The organism is Nocardia sp. NPDC005978, from assembly GCF_040614455.1.
Lineage (GTDB): Bacteria > Actinomycetota > Actinomycetes > Mycobacteriales > Mycobacteriaceae > Nocardia.
In genome coordinates, this window is sequence record NZ_JBEXUS010000046.1 from 34088 (window position 1) to 57160 (window position 23073).

At 71.2% G+C, this 23073-nt stretch carries 17 protein-coding genes; 6 read left to right on the plus strand and 11 right to left on the minus strand.

From position 1 onward, the window contains the following. Positions 1-2: 2 nt before the first annotated feature. From folB to ftsH, 4 genes are all read right to left on the minus strand, one after another. Entirely contained in the window at positions 3-377 is a 375-nt protein-coding gene (gene folB, locus ABZ319_RS21605) for a dihydroneopterin aldolase (protein ID WP_354988244.1), read from the minus strand. Then, on the minus strand, positions 374-1333 hold the full coding sequence (folP, locus tag ABZ319_RS21610) for a dihydropteroate synthase (RefSeq protein WP_354988269.1): 960 nt from the start codon (positions 1331-1333) through the stop codon (positions 374-376). The genes folB and folP overlap by 4 nt, the downstream gene beginning before the upstream one ends. Positions 1334-1947: 614 nt before the next feature. Then, complete coding sequence (gene folE, locus ABZ319_RS21615; protein WP_354988245.1) at positions 1948-2568, minus strand: GTP cyclohydrolase I FolE; 621 nt, start codon at positions 2566-2568, stop codon at positions 1948-1950. A 287-nt stretch (positions 2569-2855) separates the two neighbouring features. Beyond that, complete coding sequence (gene ftsH, locus ABZ319_RS21620; protein WP_354988246.1) at positions 2856-5255, minus strand: ATP-dependent zinc metalloprotease FtsH; 2400 nt, start codon at positions 5253-5255, stop codon at positions 2856-2858. Positions 5256-5560: 305 nt separating this feature from the next. On the opposite strand from ftsH, the gene ABZ319_RS21625 reads away from it, so the two are divergent. After that, the gene (locus ABZ319_RS21625) at positions 5561-6478 is read left to right on the plus strand and encodes a hypothetical protein (RefSeq protein WP_354988247.1); all 918 of its coding nucleotides are present in this window, start codon (positions 5561-5563) and stop codon (positions 6476-6478) included. Positions 6479-6533: 55 nt separating this feature from the next. On the opposite strand, the gene ABZ319_RS21630 is transcribed toward ABZ319_RS21625, so the two are convergent. Then, positions 6534-7394: a DUF1266 domain-containing protein gene (locus tag ABZ319_RS21630; RefSeq protein WP_354988248.1), complete on the minus strand. Its 861-nt coding sequence runs from the start codon at positions 7392-7394 to the stop codon at positions 6534-6536. A gap of 151 nt (positions 7395-7545) precedes the next feature. Between ABZ319_RS21630 and ABZ319_RS21635 the strand changes: the two genes are divergently transcribed. Next, positions 7546-7809, plus strand: coding sequence for a DUF2277 domain-containing protein (locus ABZ319_RS21635; protein WP_354988249.1), 264 nt, complete (start codon positions 7546-7548; stop codon positions 7807-7809). Here ABZ319_RS21635 and ABZ319_RS21640 read toward each other — a convergent pair. Further along, positions 7806-9092 carry a helix-turn-helix domain-containing protein gene (locus ABZ319_RS21640; RefSeq protein ID WP_354988250.1) on the minus strand — a complete coding sequence of 429 codons (1287 nt, stop codon included), beginning with the start codon at positions 9090-9092 and terminating at the stop codon, positions 7806-7808. The two genes, ABZ319_RS21635 and ABZ319_RS21640, sit on opposite strands and share 4 nt — an antisense overlap. A 170-nt stretch (positions 9093-9262) precedes the next feature. On the opposite strand from ABZ319_RS21640, the gene ABZ319_RS21645 reads away from it, so the two are divergent. Next, on the plus strand, positions 9263-10918 hold the full coding sequence (locus ABZ319_RS21645) for an aldehyde dehydrogenase family protein (protein ID WP_354988251.1): 1656 nt from the start codon (positions 9263-9265) through the stop codon (positions 10916-10918). Then, positions 10918-11757, plus strand: a complete 840-nt coding sequence (locus tag ABZ319_RS21650; RefSeq protein ID WP_354988252.1) for an SDR family oxidoreductase — start codon at positions 10918-10920, stop codon at positions 11755-11757. Before ABZ319_RS21645 ends, ABZ319_RS21650 begins: the two co-directional genes overlap by 1 nt. A gap of 57 nt (positions 11758-11814) precedes the next feature. Here the strand turns inward: ABZ319_RS21650 and ABZ319_RS21655 are convergent, their stop codons facing one another. Next, the gene (locus ABZ319_RS21655) at positions 11815-13251 is read right to left on the minus strand and encodes a TerD family protein (protein ID WP_354988253.1); all 1437 of its coding nucleotides are present in this window, start codon (positions 13249-13251) and stop codon (positions 11815-11817) included. 52 nt (positions 13252-13303) lie between these two features. Between ABZ319_RS21655 and ABZ319_RS21660 the strand changes: the two genes are divergently transcribed. Further along, on the plus strand, positions 13304-14632 hold the full coding sequence (locus tag ABZ319_RS21660) for a PfkB family carbohydrate kinase (RefSeq protein ID WP_354988254.1): 1329 nt from the start codon (positions 13304-13306) through the stop codon (positions 14630-14632). On the opposite strand, the gene ABZ319_RS21665 is transcribed toward ABZ319_RS21660, so the two are convergent. Together ABZ319_RS21665 and ABZ319_RS21670 are read right to left on the minus strand one after the other, a co-directional pair. Then, positions 14617-15300, minus strand: coding sequence for a nucleoside/nucleotide kinase family protein (locus ABZ319_RS21665; RefSeq protein ID WP_354988255.1), 684 nt, complete (start codon positions 15298-15300; stop codon positions 14617-14619). The two genes, ABZ319_RS21660 and ABZ319_RS21665, sit on opposite strands and share 16 nt — an antisense overlap. 50 nt (positions 15301-15350) lie before the next feature. Then, complete coding sequence (locus tag ABZ319_RS21670) at positions 15351-16292, minus strand: helix-turn-helix domain-containing protein (protein WP_354988256.1); 942 nt, start codon at positions 16290-16292, stop codon at positions 15351-15353. 109 nt (positions 16293-16401) lie between these two features. Here ABZ319_RS21670 and ABZ319_RS21675 point away from each other — a divergent pair, with 109 nt between their 5' ends. Then, positions 16402-17334, plus strand: coding sequence for an NAD-dependent epimerase/dehydratase family protein (locus ABZ319_RS21675; RefSeq protein ID WP_354988257.1), 933 nt, complete (start codon positions 16402-16404; stop codon positions 17332-17334). 34 nt (positions 17335-17368) lie between these two features. Here ABZ319_RS21675 and ABZ319_RS21680 read toward each other — a convergent pair whose 3' ends face one another. Beyond that, positions 17369-19648: a protein kinase gene (locus ABZ319_RS21680; RefSeq protein WP_354988258.1), complete on the minus strand. Its 2280-nt coding sequence runs from the start codon at positions 19646-19648 to the stop codon at positions 17369-17371. Next, the gene (locus tag ABZ319_RS21685; RefSeq protein ID WP_354988259.1) at positions 19645-22935 is read right to left on the minus strand and encodes a protein kinase; all 3291 of its coding nucleotides are present in this window, start codon (positions 22933-22935) and stop codon (positions 19645-19647) included. Before ABZ319_RS21685 ends, ABZ319_RS21680 begins: the two co-directional genes overlap by 4 nt. Between the last annotated feature and the right edge of the window lie 138 nt (positions 22936-23073).

Consider the following 23073-nt stretch of genomic DNA (forward strand, 5'->3'; position numbering starts at 1 on the left):
GGCTACGCCGCCGATTCACGACGGCGCGAGGTGACGACGCGGACGTCGGAGAACGCGTGCGGGATCGGCGCGGAAGGCTTGTGCAGCACCACTTCCACGGCGCTGATCCGCGGATCGGCCAGTACCGCGTCGGCGAGTTCGGTCGCAACGGTCTCGATGAGATCGCGCGGCGGGCCACCGACCACGCGCACCGCGAGGTCGGCGAGCTCGCCGTAGTGCACCGTGTCCGCGATGTCGTCGGACTTCGCGGCGGCGGTGAAATCGGTCCACAGCGTCAGGTCCACGACGAATTCCTGGCCGTCGCGCTTCTCGAAGTCGAAGACGCCGTGATGGCCGAACACGCGCAGCCCGCGCAACTCGATGCGATCGGTGCTCAACGCTCTTCCCCCCAGGTCCAACGGTTCGAGTCCGTGCCGTTCGCGCGCCGGGCCGCGATGCCGGGCGCACGCACTCCGGCCGCATCCGAGCCCGGGGCGCGGCCGGCCGAGTGGTGACCGGCCGAATCGCCACGCTGCCCGGCCCCGGCCAGCCGCCGGGCAGCGGCGCGCCAGGCGTCGTTGACCGCGATGGCGTCGAGCGAGGCGCGCACATCGTGCACCCGCACCCCCCAGGCACCGTGTTCGGCGGCCAGCGCCGAGATGGTGGCGGTCGCGACCTCGCGGCCATCGGGCGGGCGCGGGGTATCCGCTTCGGCCAGTAGCGATCCCAGGAAACGCTTGCGCGACGCCCCGACCAGCACCGGCAGGCCGGTGTCCACGAATCGCGGTAGCGCGCCGAGCAATTCCCAATTGTGGTCCGCGTTCTTGGCGAAACCCAGCCCCGGATCCAGCACCAGCCGCGCCGGGTCGACCCCGGCCGCCACCGCCAGATCAGCCTGCACGCGCAGCTCCCCGAGCACCTCGGCGACCACCGAGCCGTAGGAGTCGGCGGCGCCGGTGTGCCGGTAGTCCGCGGCCGCGCGCCAATGCATGAGAATCCACGGGACACCTGCCGCGGCAACGACTTTCGCCATATCGGCATCGGCCCGGCCACCGGAGACGTCGTTCACCACCACCGCGCCGGCCGCGACCGCGGCCTCGGCCACCCGGGCGCGCATGGTGTCCACACTGGTCGGCACGCCGAGCGCGACCAGCTCGCGAATGACCGGAACGACCCGCTCGGCCTCGGTCGCCGGATCGACGCGGGTTGCGCCGGGCCGGGTCGACTCCCCGCCGACGTCGACGATGTCCGCGCCCTGTTCGTACAGCCGCAGGCCGTGAGCCACGGCCGCGTCCACATCCAGATAGCGGCCGCCGTCGGAGAACGAGTCGACGGTGACGTTGACGATGCCCATCACCACGCAGGAGCGGCCCGCGCGCGGAGCGATCCCGATAGCGCTCGCGGCGTGCGCCGAAGCACCCGAACCGGTGGCCGCCCGCGCGACGACATCGGTGCCCCGCCCGCCATCGAAGCGCTCGCCGGTCGCCGATTCGCCGGGTCCGGCTACCGCGCCACGGGTGGCTCGTTTCCCGTGGTCGATCCGGTACTCGCCACCGGCGGCGGCAGTTCGTGCGCCGAGCTCGGGCGTCGCGGAAGACACTTCGCCGAGTCCGGCGGGCACGGCACCGGATCCGGCGGGCATATCGTCGCCGAAAGCAGCGACGGGGCCGATCGATTCGGCGGCGCACTGGTTGCCGGATGCCACCGCACCGGCGGGTGAGGCCGGCGCACGCCCGTGGGCCGCGTCGCCGCGCGCTCCCCGGTTCGCGTTCTCCGCGTCGGCACCGAGAGCGGCTGCGGGGTCGCGCGATTCGGCAGCGAGGCGGTCGGCAGCTCGCACCGCGCGCTCGGACGCGGACGGCGCGCGACCGTCCGCCGCGCCGCCGCGCGCTCCCCCGTTCGCGTCCTGCGCGTCATCCGGTCCGGGAACGAGATGAGCGGTGAACGCGTCGGAGATGGCCATCGGACTCACTTGCGCAGAATGAGGTCCAGGGCCTCGGAGCGCGAGGCCGCGTTGGTCTGCAACAGGCCGCGCACCGCCGAGGTGGTGGTGCTCGCGCCGGGTTTGCGGATGCCGCGCATGGCCATGCACAGGTGCTCGGCCTCGACCACGACGATCGCGCCGCGCGGATCCAGCTTGCGCATGACGGCGTCGGCGATCTGACTGGTGAGGCGCTCCTGCACCTGCGGGCGCTTGGCGTACAGATCGACCAGGCGGGCCAGCTTGGACAATCCGGTCACCCGGCCGTGCGCGCCGGGGATGTAGCCGACGTGCGCGACACCGTGGAAGGACACCAGGTGGTGTTCACAGGTGGAGTACATCGGAATGTCGCGGACCAGCACCAGTTCCTGATGCCCCTCGTCGAACGTGGTGTTGAGCACCGCGTCCGGCTCGGTGTAGAGCCCGGCGAACATCTCCCGGTAGGCGCGTGCCACGCGGGCCGGGGTGTCGGCGAGCCCGGGACGATCCGGGTTCTCGCCGACGGCGAGCAGCAGTTCACGTACTGCGGCCTCGGCGCGCGCCTGGTCGAACGGCCGACCGGTATCGAGCGCGATCGGGCCGGAGACGACGGTGTTGTTGGTCGTCATTCGACACCTCCTGTATTGAAGCTGCCGCACCTGGCGGGGCGCGGCTTTCGCCGACTGCTGATATTCCAGGTCGGCCCAACCTCCGGAGGCTGCGAACCATTCCCGCGTACCGCGCGGCGGCGCACTCCGCGTCAACGGTGTGCGCCACGCCGGACGACACCCGCCACGCCGAGAACGGGTGGTGTACCCGCCCGCGCGCCGCGCGTTCGCCCGGCGAATGGTCTCACCCTCCGGACCGGGCCCGATCCTGCCGGGCCGCGAACCCCATGAGCCTATCCGGGCCGTGATCAGCGACGGCCGTTCGGTCCGCCGTCCCACTCGTTGCCGGCCTCGTCGGCGGGCCCTTCGGGCTGCTGCCCGGTGTGCTGATCCGGCTGCGGGTAGCCCTGCGGCGCGGGCTGGCGGCCGTATTCCGGCTGCTGTCCGTACGGCTGCTGCCCGTATTCCGGCTGTTGGCCGGGCTGGTAGCGCTGGTTGCCCGCGCGCGCCCAGCCGCCGTAGCCGGGGTGGGCCGGCGGCTGCTGCGGATCCTCCTGCGGCGGCCAGCCGGGGGCGGACCAGCCGGCCGGAGCGCCGTAGTCCGGACGCGAGCCGTGCGTGCCGCCGCGTCCCGGATAGGCCGGCTGCGGTGCGGGGTAACCGGCCGGGGCCGGGTAGCCGTACTGCGGCTGCGGCTGGCCGGGCTGGCCGTACGCCGGATCCGGGTAGCCGTTGGCGGGCGGGATCACGTGCACCGGCTCCTCCGGGAACGGCTCGCCACGTTCGGCGGCCAGTTCGCGCGGGGTCTTCACCGGCGGGCGATCGGACGGCACGCGGCCGCCGAAATCGTTGAAAGCCGTGATGCGCGGGCGCTTCTCGACGGTGCCGAGCACTTCCTCGAGATCCTTGCGGTGCAGGGTCTCGCGTTCGAGCAGGGCGGTGGCGAGGGCGTCGAGCTCGTCGCGGTACTCGTTGAGGACCGACCACGCCTCGGTGTGCGCGGCCTCGATGAGGTTGCGCACCTCCTCGTCGATCTCGCGGGCGACCTCGTGCGAGTAGTCCGAGCCGTTGCCCATGGACCGGCCCAGGAACGGATCGCCCTGTTCCTGGCCGTAGCGCACCGCGCCGAGGCGGGCGCTCATGCCGTACTCGGTGACCATGGCGCGCGCGGTCTTGGTGGCCTGGTCGATGTCGGAGGACGCGCCCGTGGTCGGCTCGTGGAACACCAGTTCCTCGGCGGCGCGGCCACCCATGGCGAACACCAGGCGGGCGATCATCTCCGAGCGGGTCATCAGGCCCTTGTCGTCCTCGGGCACGGTCATGGCGTGGCCGCCGGTGCGGCCGCGGGCCAGGATGGTGACCTTGTAGACGGGCTCGATGTCGGGCATCGCCCACGCGGCCAGGGTGTGCCCGGCCTCGTGGTAGGCGGTGATCTTCTTCTCGTGCTCGCTGATGATGCGCGACTTGCGGCGCGGGCCGCCGATCACGCGATCGACCGATTCCTCGAGCGAGGCGCCGGTGATGAGCGTGCCCTTCTCGCGGGCGGTCAGCAGCGCGGCCTCGTTGATGACGTTGGCGAGATCGGCGCCGGACATGCCGACCGTGCGCTTGGCCAGACCGTCGAGATCGGCGTCGGGGGCGATGGGCTTGCCCGCCGCGTGCACGCGCAGGATCGCCCGCCGGCCCGCGAGATCGGGGTTGCCGACCGGGATCTGGCGATCGAAGCGGCCCGGGCGCAGCAGCGCCGGATCCAGGATGTCGGGGCGGTTGGTCGCGGCGATGATGATGACGTTGGTGCGCTCGCCGAAGCCGTCCATCTCGACCAGCAGCTGGTTCAGCGTCTGCTCGCGTTCGTCGTGACCGCCGCCGAGGCCCGCGCCGCGCTGGCGGCCGACCGCGTCGATCTCGTCGACGAAGATGATGCAGGGGCTGTTCTGCTTGGCCTGATCGAACATGTCGCGCACGCGGGACGCGCCCACGCCGACGAACATCTCGACGAAGTCCGAACCCGAGATCGTGAAGAACGGCACCCCGGCCTCACCCGCGACCGCACGGGCCAGCAGGGTCTTGCCGGTACCGGGCGGGCCGTAGAGCAGCACGCCCTTGGGGATCTTGGCGCCCAGCGCGGTGTACCGCGACGGGTTCTGCAGGAAGTCCTTGATCTCGTACAGCTCTTCGACTGCCTCATCCGCGCCGGCGACATCGGCGAAGGTGGTCTTGGGCATGTCCTTGGACAGCTGCTTGGCCTTGGATTTGCCGAAGCCCATCATTCCGCCGCGCCCGCCGCCCTGCATGCGGGACATGACGAAGATGAACAGGCCCAGCAGAATCACCATGGGCAGCATGAAGAGCAGAATCTGACTCAGCCAGGAATCCTGCTTGACCGAGGTGTTGACCTTCGCGCCGGAATCCTGCGCGGCCTTGAAGATGGTCGCGGAGTTCTCACCGCCGCCGGGGTACTTGGCGATGATCTTCTTCTGGCCGTCGGTGGCATCGTTGCCGTTCTTCAGCGTGATGCGCAGCGCCTGCTCTTTATCGTCGATCTGAACCGAGTCGACGTTGTCCTTGTTCTGCAGTTGGGAGAGCGCCACCGACGTGTCGACGCTCTTCCAGCCGCGCGTGTTGTCACTGAAGTAGCTGACCAGATAGATCACGAGCAGGAAGCCCGCGACTATGGCCAGGTTGCGGAACACAAGCTTGCGGTTCATAGAGCGTAGGCCGGCGGCCAGTCCTTTCCGGGGGGTGTATCCGGTTTGCCTGCGATGCGTTCGTGGCGCGCCCGTTCCAGGGAACGGATGCGGACATGCCACGTTACCGCGTACGGTCTAGTCGATACATCGCGCAGTTCGGCAGCTAGTGCAGTTCGAAACGTAAACGGCTGGAGAACGCGGGTGGTTCCCCGACCATCTGCGGCAACACATCGGGTCGATCACCCCCTGGTGTCGGACCGAGTGGTCACAATCATGGCATGGTCGTCCTATCGTGAGCGACGACACAACAGAGCGCAGGGGGTATGGACATAGTCGAGCTACGGACACCCACAGCGATAGTGCGGCACGGCAACGGGCGACTGACGGTGCTGCGCCCCGGAACGGACGGCGAACTCGTCCTCGACGTCCCGGTCGGCGAACTCCTCAAGGTGCGGTTGAACCGGCGCGCCGACGACGCGGTCGTGATCGAGATCTACCTCCGCTACCCCACCCCGGTCCTGACCGGCGTCCCCGCCGACCGGACCCCCCTGCCGGTGCTCATCGCCGAACACGACGTGCCGCCCGCCACCGTCATCGTCGAGCGGATCAACAATCAGATCCTGGCCACCCAGCGTCTCGACGTGGCGGCCCCCGATCTGGTTCCGCCCACTCCCTCCTGGGGCCGCAACGGCCCCGTCCGCGCCGACGTGGATCGCGCGGTGCGCCGCATGGCGCCCAAGCGTGACGCCAAGTCCGCGGTCGCCGCGCTGCACCGCTACGTCACCCCCGGCGAGTACGTGCTGGAGACGGCCGTGGTCACCGGCCGCCCGCCCGCCACGAAAGGCGCTGGGCTGCTTGCGGTCACGACCACCCGGATGATTTTCGTGTCCACCGGCGCGACCCGGCGGTTCGCTCACGAACTGCCCGTGGCGTGCCTGCTGTGGGCGCGCAGCACCGACGATTCGGCCAGTCCCGGCGAATACGGCGTCGAGGTCAACGACGGTAATCAGACCTGGTATTTCACCGGCGCGGACCGCGCGGACACCGAGCGCATCACCGGTGCGCTGAATTTCGCGGTGCAGCGCGAATCCGCCGACGGGGCCGCGGGTTCCGCCGATCCGGGCGTTTCCAAGCTCTACTCCGAATGGGAGTTGCTGGTGGAGCGCCATTCGCTGGGAATGGTCGACGACGCGCAATTCCAGCGTTACGGGCGCGGAATTCTGCGGTCGCTGCCCGACTGAGTTTCCGCGCGCCGGCCCCGGGGGCACAAACCCTCGGGGCGTGCGCGGGCGAAAGTTATTCGGCGGGTTCCGCTTCCGGATCCGCATCCGGCTCGGTGTCGGGCTGGAGTTCGATACGCCGCCACGGACTGGTCGGGCGCATCCACAGGCGCAACAGTTCCATCCGCCGATCCACGCCACCGGACTTGAGTTCGGCGAGATCCTCGCACGCCTGCCAGTAGGTCCAGCCGGCCAGGTAGGCGTCGCCGAATTGCCGCCAATTGCGATATTTCCGCTGTGCCAGCGGCAGGGCGCGCATGAGGTAATCCCACGCGACATCGGCTTCCAGATATCCGGCGGTGTAGGCCATGCGGGCCACCGCGACCACGCGCGCCAGATCCCAGGCCTGGATATCGGTGGGCAGCGGGCGGACCAGGTGATCGGTGAGCCCGAGTTTGATGGCCTGGGCCCAGATGTCGTAGTCGCGTACCAGCGCCTCGGTGTTCTCCATGCCGCGGAACGAGCCGACCTGGCGCAGGAACGCGCGGTGCCGGTCGGCGCGCTCGCCGAAGCGATCGCGTTCAGGGGAATTGATGCCCGCCATGACGAGCGGATGCACGAGCGCGTAGAGCGGTGAGTGCATCCCCTCGAGCAGTTGCTCCATGGATGCCATGGCCTCGGTGCCGTCGGTGATGCCCCAGGCCCCGGTGAGGGTGTCGATGGCGAGTTCGCGGCGATCGCCGAGCGGGTGTTCGCGTTCGGGCCCCAGCAGGAGGGCGTCGTGGAAGGCGTCCCAGCGCGTGGAATAGAAGCCGCCGAGCGCCAGGGCGCGCAGTTCGTCGTCGGAGACCTGCGCACCGGACCAGTGGTCGTCCTCGCGCTGGTCGAGCTCCGGGTAGGGGAATGTCGTCAGCGTTGGCACGTCGCGGGCGGGCATACCCCCGATTGTGTCTCATCGATCTTGGAGTGGCCACGCATTCGCCGATAGCAGTGTGGCGGCGCGCTCGAGTGCCCTATTCAGGTGACTCGAGAGCTATCTCCGGATTTCGACCTGTCACACAAGGAAATCCGGCACTAGTCTCGGCGCCATGAGTGGGTACATCACCATCCTGCGCGGGCTGGAACCAGCCGCCACGGAACAAGAAATCTACGCGGCGGCACAAGAGTTCGTGCGCAAGGTCAGTGGGGTCTCCGGTTTGACGACGGCGACCAAACCTGCGGTCGACAAGGCGGTGGAGGCCATCGCGGCGGCGACCACGCAGTTGCTGGCGGAGTTGCCCGATACCCGGGTGCACGCTGCGGCAAGCGACGAGCCACCGTCGCGGCGGCGGGCGGCGCGCGACGCGGACTAGTTCCGGACGCCGTAGACGGCTACGCAGTCGAGGGCGATTTCCAGCTTCGGCCCGCGCTGTTCGACGGTGTGGCCGAGGAGATCTTCTATGCGCTGAATTCGGTAACGCACGGTGTTCTTGTGCACGCCGAGCATTTTCGCGGCGGCGTCCGGACTTCGGCGCGCGCGCAAATAGGCGTGCAGTGTTTCGCGCAAGCGCGCCGAATGCGCGCCGGGGCCGGCCAGCGCCCCCAATTCGCGGTCGATGAGCGCCCGCATGGCGGTGTCGTCGCCGCCGGCCAGGTAGGCCACTTCGACGTCGGGATAGTGCAGCACGCGTGCGGTCTCGGGCCGGGCGCGCTCGGCGACCTGGCGGGTCGCGACCGCTTCGCGGTGGGCGCCGCGGAATCCGGCGACCTGGGCAGCGGGACCGCCCACCGCCATCCGCACCGGTGATTCGACCGGCCAGGACGCCCCGCGCAAGTCCGCCGGTTCCTCGTCCACCCCGATCCAGGCCCACAGTGCCGTGGCGCCGGCGGGCACGGTGAGCAGGCTGCCGTTGCCCAGCGCGCTCGCGCAGCGCGCGGCCACCCGGTCCAGCAGGCCGGCCGCGTCGTCGTCGCCGTCGAAGCGGGCCACCGCCGCGTCGTCCTCGATCCACAGCACCAGGGCCGCGTGCCGCTGGGCGAGGCGGTAGCCGAGCCGGGCCGAGGCGTTCTCGACCTCGAGGTCGGAGCCCGCGAGCAGCGCGGACACGATGTCGGCGCGCTGGTTCAGGGCCGCGCGCAGGCCGCGTTCGCGCTCTTCCATATAGGTGTCGGTGAGCTGTTCGATCGAGGTGCTGACCCAGCGGGTGGTGCGGTCGAAAAGGCGCAGCAGCAGCGAGCGTTCGATGTCCTGCGGGAGTTTGCGCTGATCGATGACCTCGGCCATGTAGTCGATGACCGCTTCCTGGCCGAGGTGGTAGACCCGCAGCAGCAGGCGCACGTCGTAGCCCCGGCGGGCGATCGTGCGGGCGAAGGCGTGCGCGTCGGCGGGGACCGGATAGTCGAAGCGGTCCTGGGTGAGCCCGCTGAGCACCTCGAGGGCGTGCGCGCGGCTGCTGGCGGTGAGGTCGCGGCGCATATCGCGGTCACGCAGTTCCGGGATGCGGGCGATGATGGCATTGTCGAGCCGGGTGACGACCTGTTCCAGGGTGTCCGCGCGCAGGGTCTCGGCCACGAAATCGGCGATCCATTCGCGAATGACGGGGTCGGCGGGGCCGACGATCGGGCCGGTGGGCCCGGCAATGGGACCGGTAGCCACGTCCTTACCTCCGATTTTGTACTCGGAGCACAAACCCGGCCGCGAGTATTGAGCTCATTGGCCAAGAATGTGCCGGTCGAATTGTGTCACGATCATAGTTCAGTGAGCTGTCGCACACGGCTCATCAAGCATGCACCCTTCGCAACGCAGCGCACGTGGGAGAGCACATCGTGACCAATACCGAATCCGCCGCGGGTACGCCCCGCAAGAGCCCGGCGCGCAAGCCCGCCGCGGCCAAGACCACCAAGGCGGCGCCCGCGGCCCAGCCGAAGGCGGTGGCGACCCCGCCCGAGCCCACCGAACTCGAGGTGCGCAATCCCGCGACCGGCGCGCTCGCGGGCACGGTCCCGATCGATTCGGCCGAGACCGTGGCGGCCAAGGTGCGGGAACTGCGTGTGCACCAGGCCGAATGGGAGGCCATCGGGCCCGACGGCCGCAAGGAATGGCTGCTCAAGCTGCAGGACTGGCTGGTGGACAACACCGATCACCTGGCCGACGTGCTGCAGTCCGAGACCGGCAAGGCGCGGGTGGACGCCCTCATCGATCCGGCGTTCTCGGTCGACCTCACCGGCTACTACGCCCGCCGGGCCGCGAAATTCCTTGCGGACGAACATCCTTCGCCGCACAGCCCGCTGGCCCGGGTGAAGACGCTGACCCGCGTCTTCCGCCCGTACCCGGTGGTCGGGGTGATCACGCCGTGGAACTTCCCGCTCGCCATGCCGGTCATCGACGTGATCCCCGCGCTGGCCGCGGGTGCCGCGGTCATCCTCAAGCCGTCCGAGGTGACGCCGCTGTCGGCGCTCGAGCTGGTGCGCGGCTGGCGCGAGATCGGCGCGCCGCCGGTCCTGGACATCGTCACCGGTGCGGGTGCGACGGGTGCGGCCGTGGTGGACAACGCGGACTACATCCAGTTCACCGGTTCCACCCCGACCGGCCGCAAGATCGCGGCCGCCTGCACCGAGCGCATGATCCCGTACAGCCTGGAGCTGGGCGGCAAGGATCCGGCCATCGTGCTGGCCGACGCCGATCTGGATCGCGCCGCGGCGGGCATCGCCTTCGGCGGCCTGTTCAACGCCGGGCAGGTGTGCATCTCGGTCGAGCGCGTGTACGTGGAAGCGCCTGTCTACGAAGAGTTCCTGAAGAAGCTGACCGCCGCCGTCAAGGAGGTGCGCCAGGGTGTGGACGGGCGCGAGCCCAAGTACGACATGGGCGCGCTGGCCAACGAGAACCAGGCGCAGATCGTGCAGCGGCACGTCGAAGAGGCCGTGAAGCAGGGTGCGCGGGTGCTCACCGGCGGCAAGCGCACGGGCGTCGGCACGCTGTTCGAGCCGACGGTGCTGGCCGACGTGGACCACACCATGACCTGTATGACCGAGGAGACCTTCGGCCCCACGGTGCCGGTCATGAAGGTCGCCGACGAGGCGGAAGCCGTTCGACTGGCCAATGATTCGATCTACGGCCTGTCCGCGTCGGTGTGGAGCGGGGACAAGGATCGCGCCGAACGCGTTGCGCGCCAATTGAACGCGGGCGCGGTGAACATCAACGACGTGTTCTCCAACATGTTCAGTTTCGCACTGCCCATGGGTGGCTGGGGCCTGTCGGGCGTGGGTGCGCGCTGGGGCGGGGAGAACGGGGTGCGCAAGTACTGCCGCCAGCAGGCCATCACCAAGCCGATCCTGCCCACGCAGACCAAAGAGCTGCTGTGGTTCCCGTACAACACCACCAAGCTCGGAATCGCGCTGTCCGCGATGCGGGCCGCGGGTGCGCGCGGCGTGCGGCGGCTGAGCGTGCAGGCGGTTTTCGACACGGTGAAGGGGACCAAGTAATGACCGACTTCGGTGCTATCAGGGGCAAGGTCGTCGTCATCACCGGTGGCGCGCGCGGCATCGGCCTGGCGACGGCGACGGCGTTGCAGGCGCTCGGGGCGAAGATCGCCATCGGCGACGTGGACGAGGTGACGGTCAAGGAGTCCGGCACCACCCGCGGGTTCGAGGTGTTCGGGCGGCTGGACGTCACCGATCAGCAGTCGTTCGAGGCGTTCCTGGACGAGGTCGAGAAGCAGCTCGGGCCGATCGACGTGCTGATCAACAATGCCGGGATCATGCCGACGGGCCGGCTCGTGGACGAGTCCGACGTGATCACCCGCAGGATTCTGGACATCAACGTGTACGGGGTGATCCTGGGGTCCAAGCTGGCGATCGCGCGCATGCTGCCGCGCGGGCGCGGGCACGTCATCAACATCGCGTCGCTGGCCGGGGAGACCCATATTCCGGGTCTGGCCACCTACAACGCGTCCAAGCACGCGGTGCTCGGGTTCACCGACACCCTGCGCGAGGAATACCGGGGCACGGGGGTGCGGTTCTCCTCGATCCTGCCGACGCTGACCAAGACCGAACTCGGGTCGGGGGTCAATCCGCCCAAGGTGCTGCGGCCGGCCGAGCCGGAGGAGATCGCCGACGCCATCGCCAAGGTGATCGTCGAGCCGCGCAGCAAGGTGCGGGTCACGGCGGTCGCCGGTGCGATCTCCCAGGTCGTCGGGCTGCTGCCGGAGTCGTGGGGTGACGCGCTGGGCCGGGCGCTGGGCGCTCAGAGCGCGTTCCTGGACGACGTGGACTCCGCGGCGCGCAAGGCGTACGAGTCGCGGGTGCGCGGCAACGGCGGCTGAATCGCCGAGGGGTGAGGCGAGGGCCGTGACCGGTACCGGTCACGGCCCTCGCGGCGTCTAATGCACTGTCGCCGTGACGAATCGCTTGCCCGGGTCGACCATGGCGTTGACGGTCGCGCCGTCCCCGTAGTCGCCGAGCGCGGTCATGTTCCAGCCGTTGGCGGCGCGGGTGAGCATGCACATGAACAGGCCGGTGCGGCGGTCGCCGCGCGAGAGTTCGAAGCGCACCAGTTCCGCGCCGGTGTAGTCGTCGACCAGGCGGCAGAAGGCGCGGGAGATCTGGTCGAACTTCTGGCCCGAGTACGAGTTCACGGTGAACAGCAGGGCGTAGACGTTGGCGGGCAGGGCCGGCAGGTCGACGGTGATGACCTCGTCGTCGCCGTCCCCGTCGCCGGTCAGGTTGTCGCCGGAATGCTTGATGGCGCCGCGGAATTCGCTGAGGTTGACGAACCAGACCTTGCCGAGCTTCTTGGCTCGGTTGTCGTAGGCGACCACGGACGCGTCCAGGTCGATGGACTTGCCGCGCTTGGCCGGATCCCAGCCCAGGCCCATGCGCACCCTGGTCAGGGTGGCGACGCCGCCTTTGGTGAGCGAGACGGTCTCGTTCTTGCTGAGCGAGACGACCTTGCCCTTGTCCAGGCTGACGGTGGCCTCGCCGAAGCGGGGGGCGGGCTGCTGCGGGTAGCCGGGAGTGGGCGAATGCTGTTGCGGGGGTAATGAATACGGCTGCTGTGGCGGCGGGTACGCCGGTTGGGCGGGTGGCGGATACGACTGCGGCGGGTACTGCTGCGGCGGCGGGTAGGCGGGCGGCGGCGAATACGGCTGGGACGGAGCCGCGTACGGCTGTTGCGGCGGCGGGTACGGCTGTTGCGGCGGCGGGTACGGCTGTTGCGGCGGCGGGTAGGACTGCTGCGGAAACGGCGCTGTCGCGGGGAACGGCGCGGTGGGCGGGTACTGGTTCGCGGGCGGCGGGTACGGGCTCGCCTGCGGGGCGGGCTGCGGCGCGTCGTCCACGGTGATGCCGAAGTCGGTGGCGATGCCCGCCAGGCCGTTGGCGTAGCCCTGCCCGACGGCGCGCACCTTCCAACTGCCCTGTCGCCGATAGATTTCCAGTCCGACCACCGCGGTCTCGGTGCTGAGGTCCGAGGGGGTGAACGTGGCGATGGTGGTGCGGCGCAGCGGGTCGACGAGGGCGAGCTGCAGTCGCCCGGCCCGCCCCCAGTTCGGCGGGCCGCTGCCGTCGAGGCTGGCCGTGACCACGATCTTGTCGATGTCCGCGGGCACCTCGCGGGTGGCGATGCGGATCCGGTTGGGCGGCTGCACGGTGACGCCCGGGCCGCGCGGCTGGTTGTAGAAGATGAAGTCGTGGTCGGAGCGGACCTTGCCGGCGGCGGTCAGCAGCAGCGCGGCCACATCCACCTGCGTCGAGGCGTTCACCTCGACGACGACCTCGTCCGTCGTGAGCGGCGCGTTCGCGCCCTTGGTCAATTCCATTGCTCGCCTTACCTCCCCGTTCCCTCCACGGTAGCGCCGTAGGGTCGGCGGCATGGAAGTAAACGGCGCCGTCTTCGTCGGACTCGCGACTCTCGATCTCGCCTACACCGTCGACCGGTACCCGGCCGAGGACACCAAGACCCAGGCCGCGGAGCTCTTCCTGGGCGCGGGCGGACCCGCCGCGAACGCCGCGGTCGCCTACGCCCACCTGGCGGGCCACTCCCCCACCCTGATCACGGCCCTGGGCGAACACCCGCTGGCCGAACCGATTCGCGACGACCTGCACCGCTACGGTGTCGCCCTGACCGACCTGACCCCCGACGCCGCGACCCGGCCGCCGGTCTCCTCGATCGTGGTGGCGACCGCGGCCGCGACCCGGACGATCGTCTCCCTGGACGGATCGCGCGCCGACCCCCGCCTGCCCGCCGGGCCGGCCGGGCACGCCGCCACCGGCACGGTCGCGCCGGAGCACGCCGGGCCCGGAGATCGCTTCGAGGAGATCGCTGGACCGGGTTCCGATGCCGCGGCGGCCGAACTACTCGGGAACGCCGCGATAGTCCTGGTGGACGGCCACTACGCCGAACCCGCCCTGCGGATCGCGGCGGCGGCGCGGGCGGCGGGGATCCCGGTGGTGCTCGACGCCGGGCGCTGGCGGCAGGTGCACGCCGAACTCCTCCCCCTGGTCGATATCGCGATCTGCTCGGCGGCCTTCGCCCCGCCCGGCGTACCCCCCGGCTCGGCCGCGGAGGTCTTCGACTTCCTGCACACGGCCGGTCCGGCCTACGCGGCCATCACCAATGGCGCAGAGCCCATTCGCTATTCGTTCCGGGGAACGGACCCGGGTGTCCCATCCGCCGCTCGTGCGGCGGCCGGGTCACCCGATGCGGAGGCCACCGGCCCGAGGGTGCTCCGGCCGGTCGAGTCCGTCGGCGACGCGCCTACCGCCGACGGCGTCCGGTCCGGTGTGGCGGACGGGTCGCCCGGCATGGAGACCGCGTCACCCCGCACGGTGCGCGACGGCGCGATCGGATCGCCGGATGCGGTGCCCGACGTGGCTGCGGGGTCGCCCGATGCGGAGGCCGCTGCACCCCGCGCAGTGCCCGACGGGGACGGTGCGCGCCGGGCCGGCGGATCCGGCCGCGGCCCCGGACGGCCTCCGGTTCAGGGCGAAACAGCTTGTGCGCGTGGCGAAGTGGCGGTGCCGAAGGTGGCGGCGGTGGACACGCTGGGGGCCGGGGACATTCTGCACGGGGCGTTCTGCCATTTCCATGCGCTCGGGGAGGCGTTCCCGGTGGCGTTGCGGCACGCGGCCGAGGTCGCGGCGCTGTCCTGCGCGTCGGTGGGGACGCGGGGGTGGATGGGGGGTCAGACGATCTTGTAGTTGCGGCCGGATTTGCGCAGGACCAGGTCGGCGCGGGCCCGGGTCGCCTCGACCAGGCGGGCGTTGAGCAGATCGCTCTGCGCCACTTTGGTTTTGGCGGCCTCGGGGGTGCGGCCGCCGCGAATGTGGCGGCGCACCAAGCGCTGTTCGATGACGGGACGGGGCACGTCGAGGTACCAGGTTTCGTCGAGCAGGGGGCGCACGGCGGACCAGCCGGGGGCGGCGTCGTCCGCGAGCAGCAGGTAGTTGCCCTCGGTGATGATGATCGGGTGCGCCTCGAAGACGACGCCGCCGGGCACCGGCTCGTGCAGTTCGCGCGAGTAGGTGGGCCAGGGCACCGGGCGGCCGGGCGGGGTGTCGCGCAGGGCGCGCAGGGTCGCGACATACGCCGCGGCGTCGAAGGTGTCGGGTTCGCCCTTGCGGGCCAGATCGCCGGCGGCCCGCAGGCGCGCGTTGCTGAGGTGGAATCCGTCCATGGGCGCGACCTCGGCGAGTTCGGCCCCGGCCGCGGCGTTCAGCTCGTCGCGGACCCCGCGTGCCAGTGTGGATTTGCCCGCGCCGGGCGGTCCCGCGATCCCCAGGATGAATCGCCCGGAATGTCCGTCCGCTCGCCGTCGCAGGCGCGCCGCAAGCTCCGACAGGGTCGTTTCGACGCCGATGCGAGCCACCCCAGCACCCTACTGCCGGGCACACCCCTGCGGCCCGCGACACCGCGAGGTCAGCGGCGGCTGAACGCTTTTCGGTACGCGCTCGGCGGCAGCCCGTGCCGCCGGGTCAGGTGCAGCCGCAGCGATTCGGCAGTGCCGAGCCCGGACCGGCGGGCCACCTCGTCGATCGGCAGATCGGTGACCTCGAGCAGTTCGCGGGCCCGGTCCACGCGCTGGTGCAGCAGCCACTGCAGCGGGCTGGATCCGGTCTCGGCGCGGAAGCGGCGGGTCAGCGTGCGGGTGCTCGTGTGCGCGTGCGCGGCCAGCTCGCGCAGGCCGATCGGTTCGTCCAGCCTGGTGAGCGCCCAGGCGCGGGTGGCGGCCAGCGCCGCGCCGGTCTCCGGCGGCAGCGGCGTCTCGATGAACTGCGCCTGCCCGCCCGGGCGGATCGGGGCGACCACGGCCAGCCGCGCGACCGTATTGGCCACCGCCGCACCGTGATCGCGGCGCACGATGTGCACGCACAGGTCCAGGCCGGCGGCCAGGCCCGCGGAGGTCAGCACCTGGCCGTCGTCGACAAAGAGCACGTCGGGTTGCAGGTCCACCGTGGGGAAGCGCTCGCGCATCTCCTGCGAGTACAGCCAGTAGGTGGTGGCCGGGCGGTGATCGAGCAGCCCGGCCTGGGCCAATGCGAACGCGCCGGTGCAGATCGAGGCGATGCGGGTGCCCGCGGCGGTGGCCGCGCGCAGAGCCAGCAGTACCCGGGGATCGCAGTCGTCCCGGGAGCCCGCGCCGGTGACGATGACGGTGTCGGCCGCGGCCACGGCTTCCAGGCCCGCGTCGATGAGGTACGAGCGCCCGGTGTAGCCGGGCACGGCGCCGGGATCGGCGGTGCACATCACCACCTCGTACGCCGGGAGTCCGTCGACCCGCACTGCCGGAAAGACGATTTCGGGGATGCCCACGTCGAAACTGATGACGGGCGGGATGGCGAGGACGGCGATCCGGTGCATGGCTCGATCCTTGGGATATGTGGCTTTCCAGCCACTACCGTAGCTCGATTCGCGGGAGCAGGCTCGATGCGGGCCGTCGAGCGGCGGCCCGGAAACGAGGGGAATCACCATGTCTCTGCACGTCGTCGCGGGTGCGGGCAGCACCGGCTCCCGCACCGCCCTGTTGCTCGCCGAGTCCGGGGAGCGGGTGCGCCTGGTCAGCCGGCGCGGGCTCGGGCCCGCGCATCCGCTCATCGAGTTGGCGGCCGGGGACGCCTCGGACGCCGAGCGGCTCACCGAACTCGCCACGGGCGCAAGCGCTCTGATCAACACCGCCTGGCCCGCCTACAACCGGTGGCCGACGGACTTCCCGCCCATCGCCGCCGCGCTGCTGAGCGCGGCCGAACGCACCGGGGCGACGCTGGTGTCGCTGAGCAACATCTACGGCTACGGGCGGGCGGACGGGCCGCTCACCGAGGATCTGCCCATGGCGCCGATCTCGGTGAAAGGGGCTGTGCGCGCGCAGATCTGGCTGAACGCCCTGGCCGCACACGCGGCGGGCCGGGCCCGGGTCGCCGAGGTGCGCGCCGCGGACTTCCTGGGCGGCGACGCCGGATCGCTGTTCAATCTCCTGGTGACCACACCCGTGCTGGCCGGCGAACCCGCCGCGTACCCGGGTGATCTGGACGCACCGCACAGCTGGTCCTTCGTGGACGACGTGGCGCGCACCCTGGTCACCGTGGCCCGGGACGACCGCGCGCCGGGCCACGCCTGGCACGTGCCCTCGACCACGGTCTCGGTGCGGGAGCTGACCGCCCGGCTGGCCGCGCGGGCGGGGGCGCCGGAGCCGCGGCTGACCTCGATGTCGTTGGGGGACATCGCCTGGGCGGGCGCGCAGGACCCGATCGTGGCCGAGCTGATCGAGATGTCGTACACCATGACCCATCCCGAACTGCTCGATTCCACCCGCACCGAGCGCACCTTCGGCCTGTCCCCCACCCCGCTGGAGGACGTGCTGGCCGACACCGTGGCGGGCAACCTGGCGGGCGCCGCGCGCGCGTAGCCGAACAGGGCTGGCCGGAGCCGGGCGCGAGGGATCACGCGGCCCGGCCGCCGGATCCCGAACGCGATGCGGCGCGGCCGCGTTCGGCCGGGATCGCGCGCACCAGGGACAGCAGGTCGGCTTCCAGGAGCCGGGAGAGCCAGTAGCTCGCCGCGAAGGCCAGGACACCGCCCACGCTGAGCCAGCGGACGGTGTCGATCACCAGGGCCAGGTCGGCGCGGGAGACAAACGTCGCCGACGCGACACCGAGCAGCGGAACGGACGCCGCGACACCGAGATACCAGTTGCTGCGCCGGGCCAGCCGGCGCATGCGATCGCGGTCGGCGGGGCCGACGGTGCCGTGGGTGAGCAGCGGCGGGTACAGCGACCGCACCGAGTACACGGTGATCAGGAAGAACGGATAGGCCAGCGCCATGGCGGCGCAGACCAACTGGCCGATCCAGATCTGCGCGAGTGCGTTGTCGGGCAATCGAACTCCGGCCAGCACCAGCGCGGTGGGCCAGCCGATGCCCGAGGCTATCCAGGCCCCCGCCGACACCCACACCGCGCGCTCACCGACCAGCAGGGTGTCGGCGCGGGCACGGGCGAGTTCGGCGTCGGAGAACCGGTGCCCGCGCGCGAGCCGGTAGGTGACGGTCAGCGGCCGCCGGGCCAGCCAGAGCAGCAGCAGCCCGGCGAGCGGAAACGCGATGAGGTTGGCCACCAGCACCGTATGCGCGTAGGTCTGCTGCTCGGCGACGGTCAGGTGCTGCCCGATCAGGCTCCCACTGAGATTGATCTTGTACACGCTGGCGAGCAGATTGGGCAGCCCGAGGCACAGCGCGGCGATGGGCACCGCCCACCCCCGCGCCCGCGCCCGCCAGCTGCGCCGCGGCGGGTCGACCAGGTCCCGAGCCCGCGCGTCCAGGCACAGATCGAACTGCCCCGCCAGTTCGGCCCCGCTCGACCTCCGGTCAGCCGGTTCCGGTTCCAGACACTCGAGCAGCACCCGCCGCAGCGCATGCGGTGTGTCGGCGGGCAACGTCGCCAGCGCGGCCGCGGGCACCCCGGCCCGCCGCCGCTCGAGCATGTCCGCGACCGTCGTCTGCCCGAAAGACTTTGCCGGCGCAACTGTTTCGGCGGGGCCGGGCGGCTCGCCGGGCTCGGAATCGTCGAACGGTGGTGCGCCGGTGAGCATCTCCCAGAGCAGGACGCCGAGGGAATAGATGTCGGCGCGGGTGTCGGGGAGCGGCGCCGCGGGGTCCAGGGCGGCGGCCAGGGACTCGGGGGCCCGCCAGCGGAGGTCCGCCACCTGGGCCGGGGTTGCCTGCGCCATGCCGGCCGACGCCGGATCCCAATAGCGCGGACCCAGGGCGAAGTCCGCGAGCTTCGGCACGCCCTCGGCGGTGAAGAGCACGTTCGCGGGGCGAATGTCGTGGTGCAGCACGCCTTCCCGGTTGGCGTGGTCCAGGGCCGTCGCGAGCCTGCGGCCCACCCAGGCCACGGTTTCGGGCCAGCTCGCGGCCGCGAGCTCGGCGCGCACCCGCGAATCGACCGGCCGGATCTCGCCCCGGGTCTCCATGGCCGCGTCCACCGCGCGCAGCAGCACCGCGCCGCCGCCGGCGCTCCCCTGCTCGCGGCGCAGGCGCAGCACGCCCTCGGCGTTGCCGCCGGGCAGGTACTGCATGTACAGCAGCCGCAACGGTTTTCCGGCCGCGCCGGTGAGCAGCCGCTGATCGAAAACCCGCACGATGTAGTCGTGTTCGAGCTGGGCCACGGTGTGGGTGTCGCTGTCCGCGCCCGCGTCCACCCGGACCGCGACCAGGCGCTGCATGGAGCGCTGACGGGCCAGGAACATGCGGCTGTGCGCGTGCCCGCCGAGATCGGTCAGCAGATCGAAGTCGTCCAGGGTGCGGCCCACGGTGATGTCGGCGGGCAGGTCCGCGGGCGGCGCGGCCGGAGTCCGCGCACCCGCGCGCAGGCGCTCGCGCAGTTCCCCCGCGACCTCCGGATAGTCGGCGGCGAAGACCTCCGGGTCCACCGGCCGGTAGCGGCCGCGGATCAGATACTCCTCGTACACCAGCTCCGCGTACTCGGGACTGCCGGTGAGCTCGGGAAACTCGGTGCGGTACGCGAAGACTCGCTTCTCCAGACCCGCGCGCCGGCGGCGCTGGGAGATGTCGACCCGCACCAGTTCGACGAGCACGGCCAGCCGTGCGACGGCCGCGTCCGGCACGAACCGCGCCGGTGACGGGGGTTCGGAGCGCTGCCCGCGCAGTGTCGACTCCCACTCGGCGGCGAAGCGGGCCAGCGCCTGCGCCGCGTGCTCACTCACGATCGGCTGCCCGCTCGCTCCCGCGAGTCGTGGGACCGCACCGGCGTACCGACCCGTTCGAGGGCTCGCAAATCCGCTTCCAGGGCACGGAACATGATGTACACGACGACGAACGCCGCGATGCCGCCGACACTCAGCACCCGTACGGCGACGATCACGAGCGGGATGTCGTCCGGCGGCAGGAAGGTCACCCCCGCAACGGCCAGCAGCGGCACCGAGGCGGCCACCGCCAGATAGCTGGTGCATCGCCGGCCCAGCCGATGCAGCAACGCGACGTCGTCTGCGCTGACGCCCTCGCGCAGGAACATCGGATAGATGCAGCGCACCAGATAGAAGGTCACCAGGAAGAACGGATAGGCCACCGCCATGGCCCCGCACACCACCAGCGACACCAGGAAATGCACCATGCCGCGGGCCGGTATCTCCCCCGTCGCCAGCCGCAGCGCGATGGGGAAGGTGATGCCCGCCAGCACCCAGAGCGAGAACACCACGAAGGAAATGCGCTCCCCGCACAGCAATACATCGGTTCGCGCGCGGCGCAGGGTCTCCGCGTCGTACTCGCGGCCCTTGCGCAGGCCGCGCGGCACCGAGATCACCAACCGGCACAGATAGATGATGATCGCGATGCCGATGGGATAGAACAGCGAGTTCACGGTGGCCGTGGTCAGGGTGAAACTGCGCTCGGCCTCGGCCGACAGCCTGCTCACGATCAGGGTGTCGTTGTGCAGGATGTTGTACACCGAGACCAGGATGTTGGGAATCGCCACCGCGAGGGTCACCAGGGGAACCAGCCAGGGCCGCAGCCGCATTCGCCAGCTGTTCGGCGGCGGATCCACCAGGTCGCGGGCGCGCGGATCCAGGCACAGGGCGAACTGCTCGGCCAGCACCGCGCCGCTGCGCCAGCGCTGTTCGCGATCGGGGGCCAGGCAGGTCAGCAGCACCCGGCGCAGCGCGGCCGGGCAGTCCTGCGGAATCCGGTCCAGGGCCGGGCCCTCGACGCCGCCGCGCCTGCGCGCGAGCATGGCTTCCAGGGTGGTGCGGTCGCCGTGATCGCCGGGACCGGCGGTGGAGTCGTCGAACGGCTTTGCGCCGGTGAGCAATTCCCACAGCACCACGCCGAGGGAGAAGATGTCGGCGCGGGTGTCCAGGTCCGCGGCGGTGTGCGCGTGACCGGGATGGCAGGCCTCGAGCTGCTCGGGCGACATGTAGGACAGCGAGCCGCCGAAGTACGAGACCGGGCTGGCGTCCTCCAGATTCCGCGCGAAGCTGATGTTGAAGTCGGCCAGCTTGGGCACCGCCTCGGCGGTGAGCAGGATGTTGGCGGGCTTCACGTCGCGGTGCAGCACGCCGTGCCCGTCGGCGTAGTCCAGCGCCTCGGCCAGCCGGCGGCCCAGCCAGGCGACGGCTTCCGGCCAACTCAGGCTCGCGATCTCGGCGCGCACGCTGGAATCGGTGGGCCGGATCTCGCCCTTCTCCTCCATGGCCGCGTCCACGGCGTCCAGCAGCAGTTGCCCGCTGCGCTCGGCCACCGGGGTGGCGCGCACCCAGCGCAGTACGCCCAGCAGGGTGCCGCCGGGCAGGAACTGCATGTACAGCAGCCGCAGCCGCCGCCCGGACTCGAATCGGATCCCGGAGATCAGCCGCTGGTCGAAGACCCGCACGATGTAGTCGTGGTCGAGCTGGGCCAGGGTCTGCGGCTCGGTGCCGTGGTCGGCGGAGATCTTCACCGCCACCAGGCGCTGCAGCGACCGCTGGCGGGCCAGGAACACCCGGGCGAACGCGCCGCTGCCCAGCCCCGTGAGCAGGTCGAAATCGTCTATGCTCTGGCCGATTTCGATGCGGTCGAGCAGATCGCTCATGGCGGGGGCGGCCAGCCCGCCGGTGGCGCGGGTCTCGGCCAGGACCTCGGCGGAGTCGGGAATCCGGGTGGAATCCTCGGCGGGCGGATCCTCGGCCCGGGTGGCATCGTCGCCGGGCGCGTCCCCGGCCCGCGTGGCATCACCGGGGCCGGAACCCGCCCGGGTGGACTCGTCCGGCCCGGAACCGGCGCGAGTGGCCTCATCCAGCGCTCTGAGCCGCGTGGACTCGTCCAGTGACCGTGCCCGGGTGGGCTCGCCCGGTCCCCCGGCCTGCGTGGCCTCTTCCGGCGCTCCGGTCCGGGCTGACGCGGCCGGTCGCGCCCCGCCGCGGGTGAGTTCGCCGAAGAAGTCCTCGGCGCGCGTGGGCTCCCCGAGGGGATCGCGGCCGCCGCGGGTCGCGTCGCCGAACAGCTCGCCGATCGGGATCGGGTCGCCGGACTCGTTCCCGGCGCGGGTCTGCTCGCCGGGCGGCAGGCCGCGGCTGGTGGGTTCACCCTCGTCCTGCGGCCTTGGACCGAGCTGCGTGGGTTCGCCCTCGTCCTGCGGCCCCGGGCCCAGCTGGGTTGCCTCGCCGTCGTCGTCCGGCGTCGGCCCGAGCCGGGTGGGTTCACCCTCATCGTCCAGCCCGGGACCGAGCTGCGTTGCCTCGCCATCGTCTCCCGGCGGGGAGCCGAGCCGGGTGGGTTCACCCTCGTCCTGCGGCCCTGGGCCGAGCTGCGTGGGTTCGCCCTCGTCCTGCGGCCCCGGGCCCAGCTGGGTTGCCTCGCCGTCGTCGTCCGGCGTCGGCCCGAGCCGGGTGGGTTCGCCCTCATCGTCGGGCCCGGGACCGAGCTGGGTCGCTTCGCCGTCGTCGATACCCGGCCGCGCGGCGTCGCCGAGCCCGGCGCCGGTGAACCGCTTCGGCGCGGGTCCGACGCGCGTCGACTCACCGAGGTCGGCGGGCGGCTCCGGCGTGTCCCGGGTGGCCGTTTCCAGCAGTCCGGGCGCCCGGGTGCTCTGGTCCACGTCATCGGCGATGAGCAGTTCCCGCAGCTCCGCGGCCTGATCCGGATACTCGCGCAGGCACTCGCGGGGATCGACGCGCTCGCCGCTGTGCCGGCGGATCACGAACTCCTCGTAGACCAGCCCCGGCGGCAGATCCCGGGCGTCGAGCTCGGAGAATTCGGCGCAGTACTCGGTCAGGCGCTTGCGCAGACTGCCGGGCGGCAGGTGCGGCGCGGTGCGGCGCAGCCAGCGATGGCGCATGTCGACGCGGATCAGTTCGAGCAGGGCGTCCCGGCGCAGCGTGCTGGCGTCGGGCAGGAAGTCCGCGATGCTCGGCGGATCGGCTCCGGCGCCGGAGCCCCAGGCCGCGGTGAAGGCCGCGACCGCGCTGAATTCCGTTCCCGCCGAGTGCGGGCCGGAGTGGCGCTCGGAACCTGAAGCCATGTCCGCACCTATCTGGCTCGGCGCGGACATCCTCGAACGGCGTCCGCACTGTCGAACTCTTGCTGTCGCGGATAATTTCCCGCCACACCCGACACCATCATCCCCGAGCAATTGCGGGAAATGATAACTTGCGCCTGC